This window comes from Psychrobacter sp. Arc29, from assembly GCF_041431175.1.
Classification (GTDB): Bacteria; Pseudomonadota; Gammaproteobacteria; order Pseudomonadales; family Moraxellaceae; genus Psychrobacter.
The window spans coordinates 26,997-42,502 of the sequence record NZ_JASMRR010000003.1 but is presented as its reverse complement, the minus strand read 5'-3'; the positions used below and the strand labels follow the sequence as shown (position 1 = coordinate 42,502).

The window sequence follows — 15,506 nt, the reverse complement described above, 5'->3', positions numbered from 1 at the left end:
AACAAAAATTTAGATTATAAAGCTTGCCAAATGATATCAGCCACTTGCTTACTCGCACTACGATTGGCAAGCGCATGACCTTTTTTGGCCATCTCAAGGCATTTCTCTCGATTGAGTACGCTAAGCTCATCACTTAAACGTTGGGCCGTTAGCTCTGACTGTGGCAATAAAATCGCAGCAGCATGTGAGGTCAATGTGCGCGCATTGGCGGTTTGATGGTCATCAACCGCATGTGGTAGCGGTACAAAAATAGCAGCAATACCGACATTTTGGATTTCAGTCACTGTCAATGCACCAGCACGGCAAACGATAATGTCTGCCCAGTTGTAGGCCGCCGCCATATCATCGATAAAGGGCTGCACTGTGAACTGATGCTTGCTCAAATCTTGCTCGCTATAAGCCGCCTGAGTGGCTGCTTCGTTATTGCGTCCGCATTGATGGAGGACTTCAAATGGCTGGTTGAGTAACGCTAGTGCTTTTGGCACGGTATCATTCAATACCTGAGCACCAAGCGAACCACCCACGACCAGCAGTTTAAGCGGTGAGCTATCATTGACGTCATAACGCACCTTTGGCTCTGCGACACCAGTGATGGCGTTACGCACAGGATTGCCAACTGTTACAAGCTTGGCATCTTGCTCACTATTGGCAAAGGTGTTCTCGAATGCTTGTAATACTTTGGTAGACAGCTTAGACAGATAACGATTGCTCATACCAGCGATGGCATTTTGTTCATGGATAATTAGCGGTGTATTGGTCAGACGTGCAGCAAGTCCACCAGGCGCACTTACATAGCCACCAAAACCAACGACTACGTCAATCTGATTGCTGCGAATCACTTTCACCGCAGCCATCGTCGCTGACAATAACGTTACTGGCAGCTTGACTAAACGACCCACGCCCTTACCACGCAGCCCTTGCATATTGATGGCATGAAAAGGATAGCCCGTCGGTTCAACCAAGCCGTTTTCCATACCATTTGGCGTTCCCAACCAATGAATAACCGCACCGCGACCGGTCAGCTCGTCGCTCACTGCAAGCGCGGGAAAAACATGTCCGCCCGTCCCAGCTGCCATCATCAATATGTGCGGTGTTTTCATGAATATCTGCCTATCTTTACTTTACTTATATGAAGGATTTGTCCTACTACTATGATGCCATTTACTAAAAAAATGACACGGTAAAAGCCCGCATAGTATAGAGGAAATCATTATCTTATATACAGTACTTTATGCAGTAGAAATAACAAAAAAACCAAGCCATGAGCTGGCACGACTTGGCGTCATGTACTACTGACACACGACCCTAAAAGGCAATGATAAACGAGGTGTTAAAACGTACCTTCTCTAATGGACATGTGTCTTAGACTGTCTAAAACTATACCGTAAATTTATTTTCGATTGCCATGATAAAGTCGGTCGCGATATCGGTACCGCACTGGTCATCAATCTCACGTACGCACGTTGGACTGGTGACATTAATCTCAGTGATACGTCCACCGATCAAGTCCAAACCTACAAACATCAGACCTTTTTCTTTGACAATCGGCGCCACAACTTCTGCCACTTGACGCTCAATATCGGTTAATGGCATCGCCACACCGCTACCACCTGCGGCAAGATTGCCACGGGTCTCGCCTTTGCTTGGGATACGCGCCAAGCTATAGTCGACCACGACGCCATCAACGATAAGTACGCGTTTATCACCTTCTTTGATCTCTGGCAAATAACGCTGCGCCATGATTGGTAAAGTCTCAAGCTCAGTCAGTACCTCAATCGTCACGCCAATATTTGGACTATCAGCAGTCAGACGAAAGATACCCGTACCGCCCATACCATCTAGCGGCTTAACGATGACATCTTGATGCTCAGCGATAAACTGACGAATGTGAGCCTGTTTGCTGGTCACAATCGTTGGACTCATATACTCACTAAACCACGTCGCAAACAATTTCTCATTACAATCACGGATGGCTTGCGGATCATTGACCACGAGCACGCCTGCTGCTTTGGCATGATCTAACATATAAGTGGCATAAATAAAGCGCATATCAAACGGTGGGTCTTTGCGCATCAAAATCACGTCATAGTCAGTAACCGAGCCTGTCATTTTATCACCCAGTGTATAAAAATCTGCAGGATCACGCTTCACCGTAAGCGGCTGAGTATCGACCATTAATTGTCCACGATCCAACCACAAGTCATGAATCTGACAGTAACCAAGCTGATGGCCACGGTCTTGAGCGGCCCACATCATAGCAAGACTGGTGTCTTTTTTATAATTGACCCGCTCGATAGGATCCATGATAACGAGTATTTTTAGCGATTTTTCTTGGTTGTGTTGGCTCATTGTTTGACTCATAGTAGGGCTCACTTACGTTATATCATTAGTATAAAACAGGCTCAGTGCCTAACTATACGCCGTACTGCTCACGGTAATGTTGCATTTTGGCTAACTGGGTCGCGTCTTTATATTGGCTATTTTCATCTGCCAGATAACTGATTAAATCGTCAATATCAACCAATGCACGCACTGGCACTGCTAGTGTGGCGGCAAGCTCTTGAATAGCAGAGTGCTCAGCTTGGCCTTTTTCTTTGCGGTCAAGCGCGACGATAATACCTGCAACGCTTGCCCCTGCTTGCTCTAAAATCTCCACCACTTCGCGCATCGCTGTACCCGCTGTGATCACATCGTCAAGCACCCAAACAGCATTGCCACTTACGTCAGCACCGACCAAATTGCCCCCTTCACCGTGAGTTTTGGCTTCTTTACGGTTATAACCCCATTTTGCATTGATACCATGATGTAACCATAATGCTTGCGCGGTTGCTGCCACAAAAGGTATGCCTTTATAAGCCGCACCAAAGATGACCAGCTCTTGCGCATCAGCGCCATTAGTTGCCGTGCTCATTTGTTCAGCCAAGGCATCAGCATAACCACGTGCTAGCAGTGATAACATCTCACCCGTTGCAAGTAGACCTGCATTAAAAAAATATGGACTGATACGACCAGACTTGAGGACAAACTCGCCGAATTTAAGTACTTGGTTATCTAAAGCCAGTTGAATAAATTGATGAGATGAAAACGTTGGGTCTTGCGTGCGTGATACGTGAGACATGATGACATTCCTATGGGCAAAAAGAGGGGCAAAAAATTTGCATTATTGTACGCATTATTGATCAGCTTGACCAACCGTTGATTTCGTAATCCTGCATATTGGCATAGCGAGTCAACAAACCACTACGCGACGAGATATTAAAATAACTCTGGCCATCTGCTCGCACTTGTATCTCCCAGCCTAAATGATACGCAGCAACAATAATGTGACCAGCAAATATCCGGATCTGACGATATGCGTGACGCTGCGTAGGCTCACAGATAATTTGACTCAGCAAATAACTACGTACGTGCTGGCAAATTTGCGCGGCACTATAGCTATGATTGATACTCTTACGGGTACTACATTGCTTGAGAGCATGGACAGCGGCGCTGCATGCCATAATGTCCGTTACCAAACTACCCTCACCTGTTTCAAATTGCTGCGGTTGCAAAATCACTTGCCAATCATCGGCATACAGGCTACTCAGCAGCTCATCAGGATTATAGCGTTTGATCAATGCGCGCAGAGAGGCTGAAGACTCGTTAATTTCGCTATTGTTATTTGGCTCAGCCATCTCGTCACTATCAGTAGAGCCAAACCCATAACGATTGAGTTTTGGATAGGTACGAATCGCCTGCTGAATATCTGACATATCTAATAATATCATCTCTGATAATGGCGATAATAAGGGCTGATCACTGTGGTTCTGATAAAAGCTATCAGGCAACTCGACAAGCTGTGCCGCCTTGAGTAACGATAGATGCTCCGCCAAGGGTTCTGAAGCAATCAGCGACCATTTTGACAAGCTATCTGCATTAGGCTGATAAAACCGCGTCGAATTACCATAAAGCCGGCGCAATTGACCATTTAAGCGGCGGGCAGGCTCAGGTATATCACTCAGCGGTCTGGCAGGATCAAGGGGTGATCGTTTGGGATCAAAATTAGGATGTACGATCGCAGGTTGCTGTGAATCAGCTAGCATAGAGGACTGCCCAGCATCGCTTTTTGTGAGCTTGCTATCTTCTGCTGCCAGACTAGTATGAGACAAACGGTCATCAGAAGTAGAAGGCTGGGTCATGAAATCTCCATACACAATAAAATATAAAACCAATAAAAACGATCGAACTAAGAGACGGTCTTAAGCTTAAGAGCTTATACTTAAGTACTTACACCAAAGGGCTTACTCTTGGTGATCTAAAATATCACGATAGCCTGTTTGCCAGTCAGCATAATCAAGCCAAGCTAACGGAATATTGCTGTGCAAGCGCTTTCCTGTCACTGACGTCTTTTTTTCATCGATAGTAGGCGCGGCTTCACCGATTTGTTCACTCAACCAAACGCCAAGCTCAAAGGTAGTCACAGGCCTGTAGTCTGTCGCGAGGTAGAGTGGCTTTGGTGCGGCTGTCGCCAATACATTAGCGATGATAGTGACCAAGTCGCGATCCATAATGCGATTGCTCCAATGCTCGGCGGCTACTGGTTCTTTTTGTGGCTCGCGAGCTTTGCGTAAGCGCATGAGTCGCTCACGTCCATAAATACCGCTAGGACGAATAATGATGGCTTTATCACCAAAGCTTTGTTGCAGTGCTTGTTCTGCTTGCAGTATGACCTTTGATGCGTCACGCTCAGGCGTCATAGGTTCAGTATGCTCGTCGATCCATTCGCCATTATCTTGACCATAGACACCAGTAGAAGAAATAAACACGACGCGCTGCAGGTTCGCCAGATTAGCAGCAAGCGTTGCCAAATGCTGGCTAATCGCCAAGTAGCTGTCATGATAACCGCTGGTCGAATACTCATCAGGTGTGACGATAATCGCAATATGGGTAAATGATTGCAGCTGCTCGGTCGTCAGAGTCAGCGCATCAGCCTGCAAAAATTTAGCATTATCCACTAATGCATAATGATCACGTTCACTACGAGCCAGCCCTGTCACCGAAAAGCCATCTTGTGCCAGCTTATTGGTGACTGGCAAACCAATATCACCTTGCCCGATGATGAGTATATTTGGTGTATTCATAAAGCATCTTTCCTTTTATACAACTTATACAACGATTACAGCGCTAAAAGATAACTCTACTTAAAAATACCGTCTGTATGACAGCTGTATATCCTCGTTAGCATCGACGCGCTCTTGCCAGTCATAGCTGGCATTGATACGTAGTGCTTGTTTTTTATCAATATCGTATTGTAGACCGAGGCTTGAGATCGGTTGCCAATAATGACCACGAACGTTAGACTCATCGCTGCTGCCATGATACCAATATGGCAATTGCAATTCAGCTTGCGCACGTAACTGATTGTTAATCTGATAACGACAGCCGGCATTGACGCCTGCACCTACCCGAAAGCCTTTATTAATACCGCGCCCTGCTTGTGCTGTCCCAGCCAAAAACGTATAGCATAGTTGCGGCGGCATCTCACCCGTACCTGTGCTTGGCGTACCAAATGCCCAAGACCACCCTGTCTCATAACCCAAACTCCCAACCAAATGATCACGCCCGCCCTCTTGTGAGCCATCATTCACTCGCCTCGCCTCGATACTTGCGCCCCACGTTTTGCCTTTTTTGCCTGCATTGATAGGATTAAAAGAGCGCCCACGAATCAAAGTCGCATTTTGCAAGACCACACTGTCTGGTTGATTGGGCTTATCATCATCTGTGTCATACAGGCGTAAGGTCGCAGCCAACCCTTCTAAATTAAAAAACTGTGGATACCCTGACGCGTGGTCAAGCGTATCATGAAACCCTGCTCTAAACCCAATATCGATATAGTCATTGTCACCGCGCTGACCGATGCCTATCGTCCCCAGCTGTAGCGAATGTCTGTCTATTGGGTTATTATCCAATACGTCAATTTGACGTTCGCGCAACCGTTGTCCATCATCTGATAGGCTTGATACAGGATTGAACTGTGCCGACTTTATCTCATTTAAGGTTTGTTTGGCGCTATTATGATAGCCTAGCTGCGTGCGTTGTTGCTTAACATCATTAAGCTGAGCTTGACGCAACGTATTATCGGCAGGTGTATAAGTGGTATTTGCCAAAAGGTTTTGACTGTTCAATAACTGAATGACATCAGAGGGCACGACCACATAAGCCAGTTGCTTCAGTAGACTTTGCTGAGGACGAACCACATCAATCAGACGTAGGATCTCAGAAGCACAATTATCCGTGGTGAAGTAGTAAGGCATTTTTAGCTCTTTGGTCTCCCAAACATGGCGCATAATCTGCTGTACTTCACTAGGTGTCAGATTCAACTGATACGTCCACGTATCACGCTCATCGTCTTGTAAATATTTTGCGAGCTTTTCTGGATAAGGATCAATTTCGATGGCGCTATCATAACGACCAATCATAGATTTGGTCGCATAGATTGGAAAGCTATCATCTGGATCACCATCCACCGTATAATTAAGCGCATACGCCTGACTGATTTGATTGGGGTCTGCTACGCTCGATTTTGAGTCGATACGCAATAACGTATGACCGAAGGCAGAGAGTGGATTGTCCAGATACTCTTCGGCAAACACGATAGATAACTGCTCAGGCGCCAATGTCGACATCCAGTCATCCAGCTCTGGACACTCAGCCGAAAGACTTGCGTCATCGATGGCTAACTTCTCTTTTAGCCATGCCACTCGTGCTGGGAAACGGCACAAAACGGAACTGTTATCCGCTTGGGGTTTTTTATAAATGTTTGCTTGGTTATTGTCAATCGTCGACGATGTTAGTTCTTTTGCCAGTGCTGTCAGTGTCGCGTCTAATTCTGCTGCTGAATCCTGCTGACCGCGCGCACTCAAAAAAAAGCTTGGGTCGTCGACCACATTCTCCGTTTTCTTTTTAGATAACGTACTGTTTTGATCACCGTAAAAATACAATAAGCGTCGCCATGTTGTATGCTGTGCTAGGTTGTCAGTTTTTACCTGCTTGCGCCATGTTGAAAGTAGCTGCTCAGTCGTCATATTTGATCCAGACGCATTATTATTTCGACTACTGTTTCCAGTATCACTGATGTTAGATGTCTCAATACTAACAGTAGCTTTAGCGTCACTAGATGGCATACTATCTGACAATTCAGATGACAGTACCCCTTCGTCAATGATCGATAAAGGCGTCGGTAAAAATGCTTGCGCTTGCGCAGAGAATAATAGCGCCGCTATCGCTAAGGGTAGTCGTGCTCGCGGGCTAAGCATCATCAGCGTATAACCTCTAGATATAGACATCAGTTTTATAGACATGAGGGTGGCTCTCACACGTTATTATTTATACGCTATTCGCGCTGTTAAGGTTTATTATGCTAGAGACTCAAATGACATAAACAGGCTGTGACTATTTAGGGACGCGCCCTAGCTACTTTGATAGACTTTCTATTACAACATCACCAATACTATTATAAAAAGAGAGCTTTATGCCCGATTCATCCTCAAATTCATCATCATCTACATTGCCAATGACAATTACAGATGGTTTGCTGTCAGCCGCTACTTGGCTGGCCTCACCAAACTACAATATCAGGCCAAAAGGTCTAAGTATTGATGCCATCATTATTCATAATATTAGCCTACCACCCAATGAGTTTGGTGCGTGCGACTCTAGTGGCACACATTATGTAAAGGCATTATTCACCAATCAATTAGATTGGGATGCGCACCCTTACTTTCAGACAATCAAAGGCGCAGAAGTGTCAGCGCACCTGTTTATCGAGCGTGACGGCGCTATTACACAGTTTGTCAATTTTAACGAACGCGCTTGGCACGCTGGACGGTCTAGCTACTTGGGCCGACCTGAATGTAATGATTATAGCATTGGCATTGAGCTTGAAGGGTCAGATTTTGTGTCCTTCACTTCTGCTCAATATGAGAAGCTCGCAGCGGTAATTGTAGCTATTTATGAAGCGTATCCGAAAACGCATCGTCATTTGACAGGGCACAGTGATATTGCGCCAGGGCGTAAGACGGATCCTGGTGATTATTTTGAATGGGTCAAAATACGGCAGATGGTCACCGAAAAATTACAAGCCTGAGCATTATCACCGCACCAATAATTTCCACATCCAATCCATTTATCTCAGTGATGAAAGTGCTATAATTCGTCAGTTTTTTTGCAACAGCAAATCAGCACACCACCTCTTACACAACCCTGTACACAACTTAGCAAGATAGGTTCTCATGGCAAAAAGTCGGTTATTTCGTTCAACCATGGTGGTCAGCAGTATGACCATGTTATCGCGTATTTTAGGTTTGGTACGTGATGTCGTGTTGCTAGGGGTTTTTGGGGCTGGTGGTTTGATGGATGCCTTTTTGGTCGCCTTCAAAATCCCAAATTTTTTGCGACGACTGTTTGCCGAAGGGGCGTTTAGCCAAGCATTCGTTCCTGTGCTGTCTGAGTACAAGGAAAAATACAGCTTACAGCAAGTACAGATTTTAGTCAGTCGTACCTCGGGCGCACTCTTGCTGGTGTTGTCGATGCTGACAGTGGTTGTCATCTTAATCGCGCCTTGGGTGGTGACGTTGTTTGCCCCTGGGTTTGCCGATCAACCTGACAAATTCGCCATTACCGCTGAGTTACTCCGCCTTACCTTCCCCTATTTGCTGTTTATTTCTATGACGGCTTTTGCCAGTGGCATTTTGCAAAGTTATGGCCGTTTTGCTGCGCCCGCCTTTGCCCCAGTCCTATTGAATTTATGTATGATTGGTGGTGCGCTGATTTTTGCGCCGATGTTTGATACCCCTATCATGGCGCTTGGCTATTCCGTAGCGATCGCAGGACTATTGCAATTCTTAATACAATTGCCGCAGCTATGGCAACAAAAACTACTGGTCGCGCCCAAAATTGACTTTCAGCACGAGGGTGTTCGCCGCATTCTAAAATTAATGCTACCGGCTATCTTTGGTGTGTCTGTCACTCAGATCAACTTATTGCTGAACACCGTTTTTGCCTCGTTGATGATCGGTGGTTCAGTTTCTTGGCTCTACGCGGCTGAGCGTATGAGCGAGTTACCACTAGGGCTGATTGGTGTAGCGATTGGTACGGTCATATTACCAAGTCTGTCAAAAAGTGAAGCGCAAAAAGACGATGTTAGTTTCAAAAAGACCATCGATTGGGCCGCGCGCCTTATCATTTTGGTCGGTGTACCTGCCTCGGCTGCACTCTTTGTACTCGCAGATGTGCTGATGCAAGCCCTGTTCTTACGCGGTGAGTTTACCCTTCGTGATGCACAGATGAGCTCGCTGGCGCTACGTAGTATGGCAGGTGGTATCTTAGGATTCATGCTGATCAAAATCTTTGCCCCTGCATTTTTTGCGCGTCAAGACACCAGAACACCTGTCAAAATCGGCATCATCTCTGTTATTGCCAATATGGTATTTAGTGTCATCTTTATTGGGATATTCTACTTCTTAGAGATACCACTACATGGTGGCCTAGCCTTGGCAACGACGGGCGCAGCGTTCGTAAACGCAGGCTTGCTCTATTACTTCTTACACAAGCGTGATATTTTCCGTTTTGGCCCCCATTGGAACAAGCTATTCACACAGTTTGCCATTTCGACTGGCTCCATGATCGGCGTACTTTATCTCATGTTGCCCTACTTCCCTACTGATGAAGCCCAGTGGCAACGCATCATCGCACTCGTGATTATGTGCGTCGTGGGAGCGCTCGTCTATGGCGTGGTGTTGCTAGCGACAGGTTTCCGTCCTCGCCAGCTCAAACACGGATAAGCCAACGTAGATATAGGTATGAGCTTGGCTTACGAAACCAAAACAAGCCTATCATCAGAATTGACAATGCTTGCCACCAATCGTTGTCATAATGACCTACTAATGAATAACTGACATTTGAGGTTTGATATGACAACGAAACAGCCACTCTTCCAGCGCTTACCGCTTCTACTTGCAACAGGTGTACTCGGTACTGGATTACTACTGAGCGGTTGCAGCAACAATGAGTCTGCAGATACCGAAACTGCTACCAACAATGAAGAGGTTGCAGCTGTCGTTGATACTTCAGAAGAAGGCACAGCTGAGCAAAAAGAGACAGCAGATAGCACAAGCGAAGCGACTCAAGTCACAGATGATATTGAGAATAAAACGACCATTGATAATGACAGTATCAATCCAGTCACCGCCCCGACCAACCAAAAAAGCCTAGTGACTAATCCGACCCAAGCTGGTACACCAGAGGACACGGTCAAAAAAGCACTAAATAGTTTGTATTATGGCGATGTGAAGGATGCGGCAGGCTACTATCAAGTAGATATGGCAAATTTTGAGCAAGAGCTTGCCAACACTCAATCCGCATTTCAACAAACGGTCGATGGCGTGACTATTACTGATACAACGTACAATGATGACAAAACGCGTGCCACCATTACTGGCGAGTTGATGCTCAAAGGACAAAGCGACCCTGCACCATTGACCTATCAACTACAGAAAATCGACGGTCAATGGAAAATCTTGGGTTAAGGTACTTTGTTCTAACTATCTGCAACGTTGTCCGATGTCACGGCTTTACCAAGCATCACAACATCAGCGATAAACCCGTCCATATCGCAAACTTCTGGCATATATCCCCACTGCTCAAAGCCAAGTTTACGGAACAGTCCCAAACTTGGCTGATTGTGAGCAAAGATAAGGGCAACGATATTTCTGATTCCTAAGCTGGGCGCTTGCGTCAACATCCAGCGTGTCAACAGACTGCCCAGCCCTTTACTCTGATAATCTTGGTTCAGATAGATGCTGATTTCAGTGCTGATATGATAAGCGGTACGCGCATATAAATCACTAAAACTGCCCCATGCAACAATCGGCAGTTTTGTACTTTCTCTATCGGCATCACCTTCTGGTAATGCTTTAACTACATAAATAGGCCTCGTTGGACTATCCAAATGCTCATCGAACCAAGCCGTACGTTCTTCGAGCGTTACTAATGCCAAATTTGCCGTTGCTTGTTTGCCAGGAATACTTTGATTATAAATCGCCAAGACTTCTGCTAAGTCTTCTTTACTGGCACGTTGCACCATAAACTGCTGGGTCAGTTGATGTGTCGACAGGTCAGTTGTTATGACATTTAAGGCAACATCGGACATAGAGTCTCCATATTGATTGGCATTATTATTGGTACTCATGATGATAGTAAAAAATCGTCATTACTGATAATAGACGTATGTACAAACCATGAAATTCATAGAGCGTCATTCATACTTGCATTATCCGTAGACTATAGGATGTTAGTGTGGCTATTTTACTTTATAATGGCTAATTTTCGACACATCAATTTTGACCATAGATGTGTTTTTTCGTTTTTTATCTGGTCTCATCATAGCTGAAAACTTATGAAAACCTATTTTCTTGAGCAACTGATTGCATCATCAAATGCCGCGTCTACTACTAATAACCCAGTAGAGTTAGCGCCTTGTGTGCTCACTATTGGCAATTTTGATGGCGTACACCTTGGTCATCAGGCAATGCTAGCCCAAGTTCGTGATATTGCGCATACCCAAAACTTGGACGCTGCGGTCATGATATTTGAGCCACAACCACGTGAGTTTTTTGCGCCAGCTAAAGCCCCTGCTCGCTTGACCAATCTAGCAGAAAAGCAGGCACTCCTAGCACAATATGGGGTTAAAACCTTAGTGGTGGCAGGTTTTGATGAGGACTTTCGCTCGTTATCAGCACAAGCCTTTGCAGATATATTAGCCACGCGCTTAAATGTAAAAGCGCTGGTATTAGGTGACGACTTTCGCTTCGGTCATGATCGTACTGGCGACAGTCAGTTTTTGCGCGATTATGGTTTGGATGTGACTAACCTACATACCGTCACTGATAGCAATATCGATAATGACCATTTGAATGATGTCAATAATGAGGCTGCACGTATTAGCTCTACTCGTATCCGTGACTTGCTATTGGCAGGTGATATTCATGCTGCCAACATACTTCTAGACCGCGACTACGCCATTACGGGGTCAGTCGTCCGTGGCGATCAAATTGGTCGCACCATGGACTTTCCTACTGCCAATATTGATTTGCAGCGAATAAAACCCGCTTTGCACGGCATTTTTGCTGTTGATGTCGTCAGCTTAGATGAGAATGGAGAGGTCATACCTGATGGTTTAACAAAGCTGGCTACTGATAACAATATAGGCGTCGCAGGTTTGCGTCCACATAGTTTGTTCGGTACCGCTAACATTGGCAAAAGACCCTCTGTTGATAAAGGTGATGACTGGCGATTGGAAGTACACTTTCCCAAACTAAAAGCAGATTTATACGGGTTGAATCTAGAAGTGCGCTTCTTGCACTTTTTGCATGGTGAACGTCGCTACGATGGTTTGGACGCTTTGAAAGCCGGTATTCATCAAGATGTCACTGACCTACTGGCTTGGCGTGATAATCAAGTTTAGTAGTCAGGCGTATCTTACATAAATAAAAAACCCCACGATATGAATATTGTCGTGGGGTTTTTCTTATTATACTTTTATGTGCTGTTAAGCATCAGGATGCATGCGCACATTTAGATCATCAATCACTTCTACCCATGCGGCATCTTTTTGCCATTCTTCTTGTAAGAACATACGCTGGCTATCGGTCCAGACATCAGCTTCTATCAATTTTTCTTCACTTGATAACTGGTTGTCTGCGATAAACTTATCAATCGCTTCATCAGAGCTATCTAGACCTAACTGAGCAAACAACTCATTCATATTATATTCTGGCTCACCCAACATACTTTTCTCCTTAAATGGTGTAGAGGTAATTGTGCTTATTATTCAAATTAACCCATTTATTGTAGCAAGCTTTATGCTAATAGCTGTTAATCAACGTTTATCTAACGTTATCAATTGTATTGACAGCAAACAGGTATTGCCATTTAAAAAGATGAAATGAATTACTTTTTATTTCATCGTATATTTTAGATACAAAAAATCTTATAGACACAAAAAAGCCCTCCTATATTAAGAGGGCTTTTCTTTTTCACGCATTACTTAAGTTAAGGCAGTTATATAACTGCTTAGCTTATGGTAATAGGTGCGATACCGCATCACGCTCTTCGCTAAGCTCTTGCTCAGTGGCAGCCATTTTCTCTTTAGAGAAGTCTGATGAGACATCAACGCCGTCTACGATAGACCAGTCGCCGTTAGTACATGTGCATGGGAATGAATAGATCAAACCTTCAGCGATACCGTATTCGCCGTTTGAGTAAACACCCATAGAGACCCAATCGTTCTCGTCAGTACCTAGTGCCCACGTACGCATATGTGCGATAGCAGCGTTGGCAGCAGAAGCAGCAGATGACGCACCGCGAGCTTTGATGATTGCAGCACCGCGTTGTTGTACTTCTGGGATATAGGTGTTTTCGTACCAGTCACGATCAACTAGATCTAGTGCAGGCTTGCCATTTACTGTGCAAGCGGTTAGGTCTGGATACTGAGTTGACGAATGGTTGCCCCAGATAGTCATGTTTTTGATGTCATTAACAGTGCTGTCAGTCTTGTCAGCCAACTGCGCCATAGCACGGTTGTGATCTAGACGAGTCATGGCAGTGAAGTTACGTGGATCAAGATCTGGTGCGTTACGCTGAGCGATAAGCGCATTGGTGTTGGCAGGGTTACCAACGACCAATACTTTTACGTCACGGCTAGCGACTTCGTTCAATGCTTTACCTTGTGCTGAGAAGATCGCAGCATTGGCTTCTAGCAAGTCCTTACGCTCCATGCCTGGGCCACGAGGACGTGCGCCAACTAGCAAAGCATAATCGATATCTTTGAATGCAACATTAGCATCATCAGTTTGGACAATACCCGCCAATAATGGGAATGCACAGTCTTCTAATTCCATGACCACACCCTTTAGGGCGTCAAGCGCTGGCGTAATTTCAAGTAATTGCAAAATAACTGGCTGATCTTTACCTAGCATCTCGCCAGATGCAATACGAAATAGCATCGCGTAGCTGATATTACCAGCGGCACCAGTGACGGCAACACGTAAAGGCTGTTTCATTGACATTGAATACTCCCTAATTGATGATTGGATAATGCATAGTTTTAATTGATGATTATCATTATAGATATCGACATAGATATCGACTTGTCTGCCGCATTGCAGCATACATAAACCAAGAGCTAGTGTAGCACTTCATCACAGCGACCGTCTAGATACAGTCATAGACCCATCAGGGACTATATTGTTACATTTTATACAGGAAGAATATTTATAGGCTCAAAGCCTATGTATAAAGGGCTGTGGAATTTTTAGATACAGTCCATAATGTGTTTTATCGCTATGAGACGAGTAAATAAGAGCGTAAAAATGACAATGTAATACTGCCAAGTTCACTCAGATTTCATTAGAAATAGGACTGAAAAGGATGTAGAAAAAGAAAGGTAGAGTATCTAAAAAATAGTTGAATAAAGGCTATCTACCACCTGAAATGATGAATTGGCTACCACAGTTATCTACAACATTGTGACAAGTACCAAAACTGCTGCCCTCATAGCACACATGAATATCCGTCAGTATCGATTGACGACGACTGCCTTCTTGGCAAATGAGATCGACGCTGTTTGATGACATACCCCTATTTAGGCGCGTCATTTGACTAATAAATCGAGATTTAGAGACTGTATAACTGTTGCCCGTATTCAGCTCATTAGGAAGCTTTAGTTCACCGGCATAGTTAGTGATTTGTCGAAAGTAACTACTGGCACTCAACGGACTACAAGCACCATAGCGCTGCCACGTCTGGCTACGTACTGTCGTATCAGGCATGATCCGATTGACAACCTTTAGTTGTAGTGGCGTCAGACGTGGCTCACTACCACGACCACAGCGTTCGCCATAGCCCATGTCTAGACCTGAAACTGTCAATGAATAGCCTTCTAGACATTGACGCATGCGGGCTCTTGTCGGCTGCATGCTACATAAAGCAGGAGTCATCTCAACCATCAATACGCGCTGGCCAGCTTTGGCCGTGCTCGCCGCATTTGCTGGCGTAAGCATAAGACCTTGTATGATTAACAAAGCACCAAAACTCGTCGTTTTATTAACTTTACCCATATGATGCCTATTTATCAGACTTCCACTTATCAAACTTACACGGAACTGCACCAAGAAACTGGATATCTTAAATTTTGAGCTTGTTTCTGCTTTTGTATTAGATAACGGGGGCACCCGAATCAGTAACGGTTGCCGAGTTTTCGATAATACAGACAGTTTGAAGTATTTTTTGATCATAGGGCTGGGAGCAATTAACAATGATAAAACATGGACTATCACTTAAATCATTGTGCTAACAGCATTAAACACATAGCGATCTAAGAACAAGATTAAAGAACTTAAACATTAATTAAAGCAATGGTAACAAAATGTCTTCTTTAATCTATAGCAAAAACGTAAACGTTGTCGGAT

Annotated in this window: 14 protein-coding genes; 4 read left to right on the top strand and 10 right to left on the bottom strand. The window is 44.8% G+C overall.

What is annotated here, in order from left to right; translation table 11 throughout:
- Window positions 1–14: 14 nt before the first annotated feature.
- From murG to QO189_RS05185, 6 genes are all read right to left on the bottom strand, one after another.
- The gene (gene murG / locus QO189_RS05210; RefSeq protein WP_371531830.1) at window positions 15–1,100 is read right to left on the bottom strand and encodes an undecaprenyldiphospho-muramoylpentapeptide beta-N-acetylglucosaminyltransferase; all 1,086 of its coding nucleotides are present in this window, start codon (window positions 1,098–1,100) and stop codon (window positions 15–17) included.
- Window positions 1,101–1,377: 277 nt separating this feature from the next.
- Entirely contained in the window at window positions 1,378–2,349 is a 972-nt protein-coding gene (gene gshB / locus QO189_RS05205; protein ID WP_371531829.1) for a glutathione synthase, read from the bottom strand.
- Between the two features lie 64 nt (window positions 2,350–2,413).
- Window positions 2,414–3,118, bottom strand: coding sequence for an orotate phosphoribosyltransferase (pyrE, locus tag QO189_RS05200; RefSeq protein ID WP_371531828.1), 705 nt, complete (start codon window positions 3,116–3,118; stop codon window positions 2,414–2,416).
- A gap of 61 nt (window positions 3,119–3,179) precedes the next feature.
- Window positions 3,180–4,178, bottom strand: coding sequence for a hypothetical protein (locus tag QO189_RS05195; protein WP_371531827.1), 999 nt, complete (start codon window positions 4,176–4,178; stop codon window positions 3,180–3,182).
- A gap of 102 nt (window positions 4,179–4,280) precedes the next feature.
- Window positions 4,281–5,120 carry an SDR family oxidoreductase gene (locus QO189_RS05190; protein WP_371531826.1) on the bottom strand — a complete coding sequence of 280 codons (840 nt, stop codon included), beginning with the start codon at window positions 5,118–5,120 and terminating at the stop codon, window positions 4,281–4,283.
- Between the two features lie 60 nt (window positions 5,121–5,180).
- Window positions 5,181–7,298, bottom strand: coding sequence for a DUF4105 domain-containing protein (locus QO189_RS05185; RefSeq protein WP_371531825.1), 2,118 nt, complete (start codon window positions 7,296–7,298; stop codon window positions 5,181–5,183).
- 212 nt (window positions 7,299–7,510) lie between these two features.
- Between QO189_RS05185 and ampD the strand changes: the two genes are divergently transcribed.
- The 3 genes from ampD (at window position 7,511) to QO189_RS05170 (ending at window position 10,565) form a co-directional block, all read left to right on the top strand.
- Window positions 7,511–8,125, top strand: a complete 615-nt coding sequence (gene ampD / locus QO189_RS05180; RefSeq protein ID WP_371531824.1) for a 1,6-anhydro-N-acetylmuramyl-L-alanine amidase AmpD — start codon at window positions 7,511–7,513, stop codon at window positions 8,123–8,125.
- Between the two features lie 145 nt (window positions 8,126–8,270).
- Window positions 8,271–9,821 (top strand): murein biosynthesis integral membrane protein MurJ, encoded by a 1,551-nt coding sequence (gene murJ, locus QO189_RS05175; protein ID WP_238037899.1) that lies wholly within the window; start codon window positions 8,271–8,273, stop codon window positions 9,819–9,821.
- Between the two features lie 129 nt (window positions 9,822–9,950).
- On the top strand, window positions 9,951–10,565 hold the full coding sequence (locus QO189_RS05170; protein WP_371531823.1) for a hypothetical protein: 615 nt from the start codon (window positions 9,951–9,953) through the stop codon (window positions 10,563–10,565).
- Between the two features lie 11 nt (window positions 10,566–10,576).
- Here QO189_RS05170 and QO189_RS05165 read toward each other — a convergent pair whose 3' ends face one another.
- The gene (locus tag QO189_RS05165; protein ID WP_371531822.1) at window positions 10,577–11,188 is read right to left on the bottom strand and encodes an N-acetyltransferase family protein; all 612 of its coding nucleotides are present in this window, start codon (window positions 11,186–11,188) and stop codon (window positions 10,577–10,579) included.
- Between the two features lie 246 nt (window positions 11,189–11,434).
- Between QO189_RS05165 and ribF the strand changes: the two genes are divergently transcribed.
- On the top strand, window positions 11,435–12,502 hold the full coding sequence (gene ribF / locus QO189_RS05160) for a riboflavin biosynthesis protein RibF (RefSeq protein WP_371531821.1): 1,068 nt from the start codon (window positions 11,435–11,437) through the stop codon (window positions 12,500–12,502).
- Window positions 12,503–12,586: 84 nt separating this feature from the next.
- On the opposite strand, the gene QO189_RS05155 is transcribed toward ribF, so the two are convergent.
- The 3 genes from QO189_RS05155 to QO189_RS05145 form a co-directional block, all read right to left on the bottom strand.
- A complete protein-coding gene (locus QO189_RS05155; protein WP_238037890.1) occupies window positions 12,587–12,826 on the bottom strand; it encodes a DUF2789 family protein in 240 nt (79 codons plus the stop codon).
- 289 nt (window positions 12,827–13,115) lie between these two features.
- The gene (locus QO189_RS05150; RefSeq protein WP_371531820.1) at window positions 13,116–14,105 is read right to left on the bottom strand and encodes a malate dehydrogenase; all 990 of its coding nucleotides are present in this window, start codon (window positions 14,103–14,105) and stop codon (window positions 13,116–13,118) included.
- A gap of 408 nt (window positions 14,106–14,513) precedes the next feature.
- Window positions 14,514–15,155: a hypothetical protein gene (locus QO189_RS05145; protein ID WP_371531819.1), complete on the bottom strand. Its 642-nt coding sequence runs from the start codon at window positions 15,153–15,155 to the stop codon at window positions 14,514–14,516.
- Between the last annotated feature and the right edge of the window lie 351 nt (window positions 15,156–15,506).

Excerpts from the sequence above, each read along its gene's own strand:
- murG (WP_371531830.1), bottom strand. The coding sequence starts at position 1,100 with ATGAAAACACCGCACATATTGATGATGGCAGCTGGGACGGGCGGACAT.
- QO189_RS05185 (WP_371531825.1), bottom strand. The coding sequence starts at position 7,298 with ATGATGCTTAGCCCGCGAGCACGACTACCCTTAGCGATAGCGGCGCTA.
- ribF (WP_371531821.1), top strand. The coding sequence starts at position 11,435 with ATGAAAACCTATTTTCTTGAGCAACTGATTGCATCATCAAATGCCGCG.
- gshB (WP_371531829.1), bottom strand. The coding sequence starts at position 2,349 with ATGAGCCAACACAACCAAGAAAAATCGCTAAAAATACTCGTTATCATG.
- QO189_RS05195 (WP_371531827.1), bottom strand. The coding sequence starts at position 4,178 with ATGACCCAGCCTTCTACTTCTGATGACCGTTTGTCTCATACTAGTCTG.
- ampD (WP_371531824.1), top strand. The coding sequence starts at position 7,511 with ATGCCCGATTCATCCTCAAATTCATCATCATCTACATTGCCAATGACA.
- pyrE (WP_371531828.1), bottom strand. The coding sequence starts at position 3,118 with ATGTCTCACGTATCACGCACGCAAGACCCAACGTTTTCATCTCATCAA.
- QO189_RS05170 (WP_371531823.1), top strand. The coding sequence starts at position 9,951 with ATGACAACGAAACAGCCACTCTTCCAGCGCTTACCGCTTCTACTTGCA.
- QO189_RS05155 (WP_238037890.1), bottom strand. The coding sequence starts at position 12,826 with ATGTTGGGTGAGCCAGAATATAATATGAATGAGTTGTTTGCTCAGTTA.
- murJ (WP_238037899.1), top strand. The coding sequence starts at position 8,271 with ATGGCAAAAAGTCGGTTATTTCGTTCAACCATGGTGGTCAGCAGTATG.
- QO189_RS05145 (WP_371531819.1), bottom strand. The coding sequence starts at position 15,155 with ATGGGTAAAGTTAATAAAACGACGAGTTTTGGTGCTTTGTTAATCATA.
- QO189_RS05190 (WP_371531826.1), bottom strand. The coding sequence starts at position 5,120 with ATGAATACACCAAATATACTCATCATCGGGCAAGGTGATATTGGTTTG.
- QO189_RS05150 (WP_371531820.1), bottom strand. The coding sequence starts at position 14,105 with ATGTCAATGAAACAGCCTTTACGTGTTGCCGTCACTGGTGCCGCTGGT.
- QO189_RS05165 (WP_371531822.1), bottom strand. The coding sequence starts at position 11,188 with ATGTCCGATGTTGCCTTAAATGTCATAACAACTGACCTGTCGACACAT.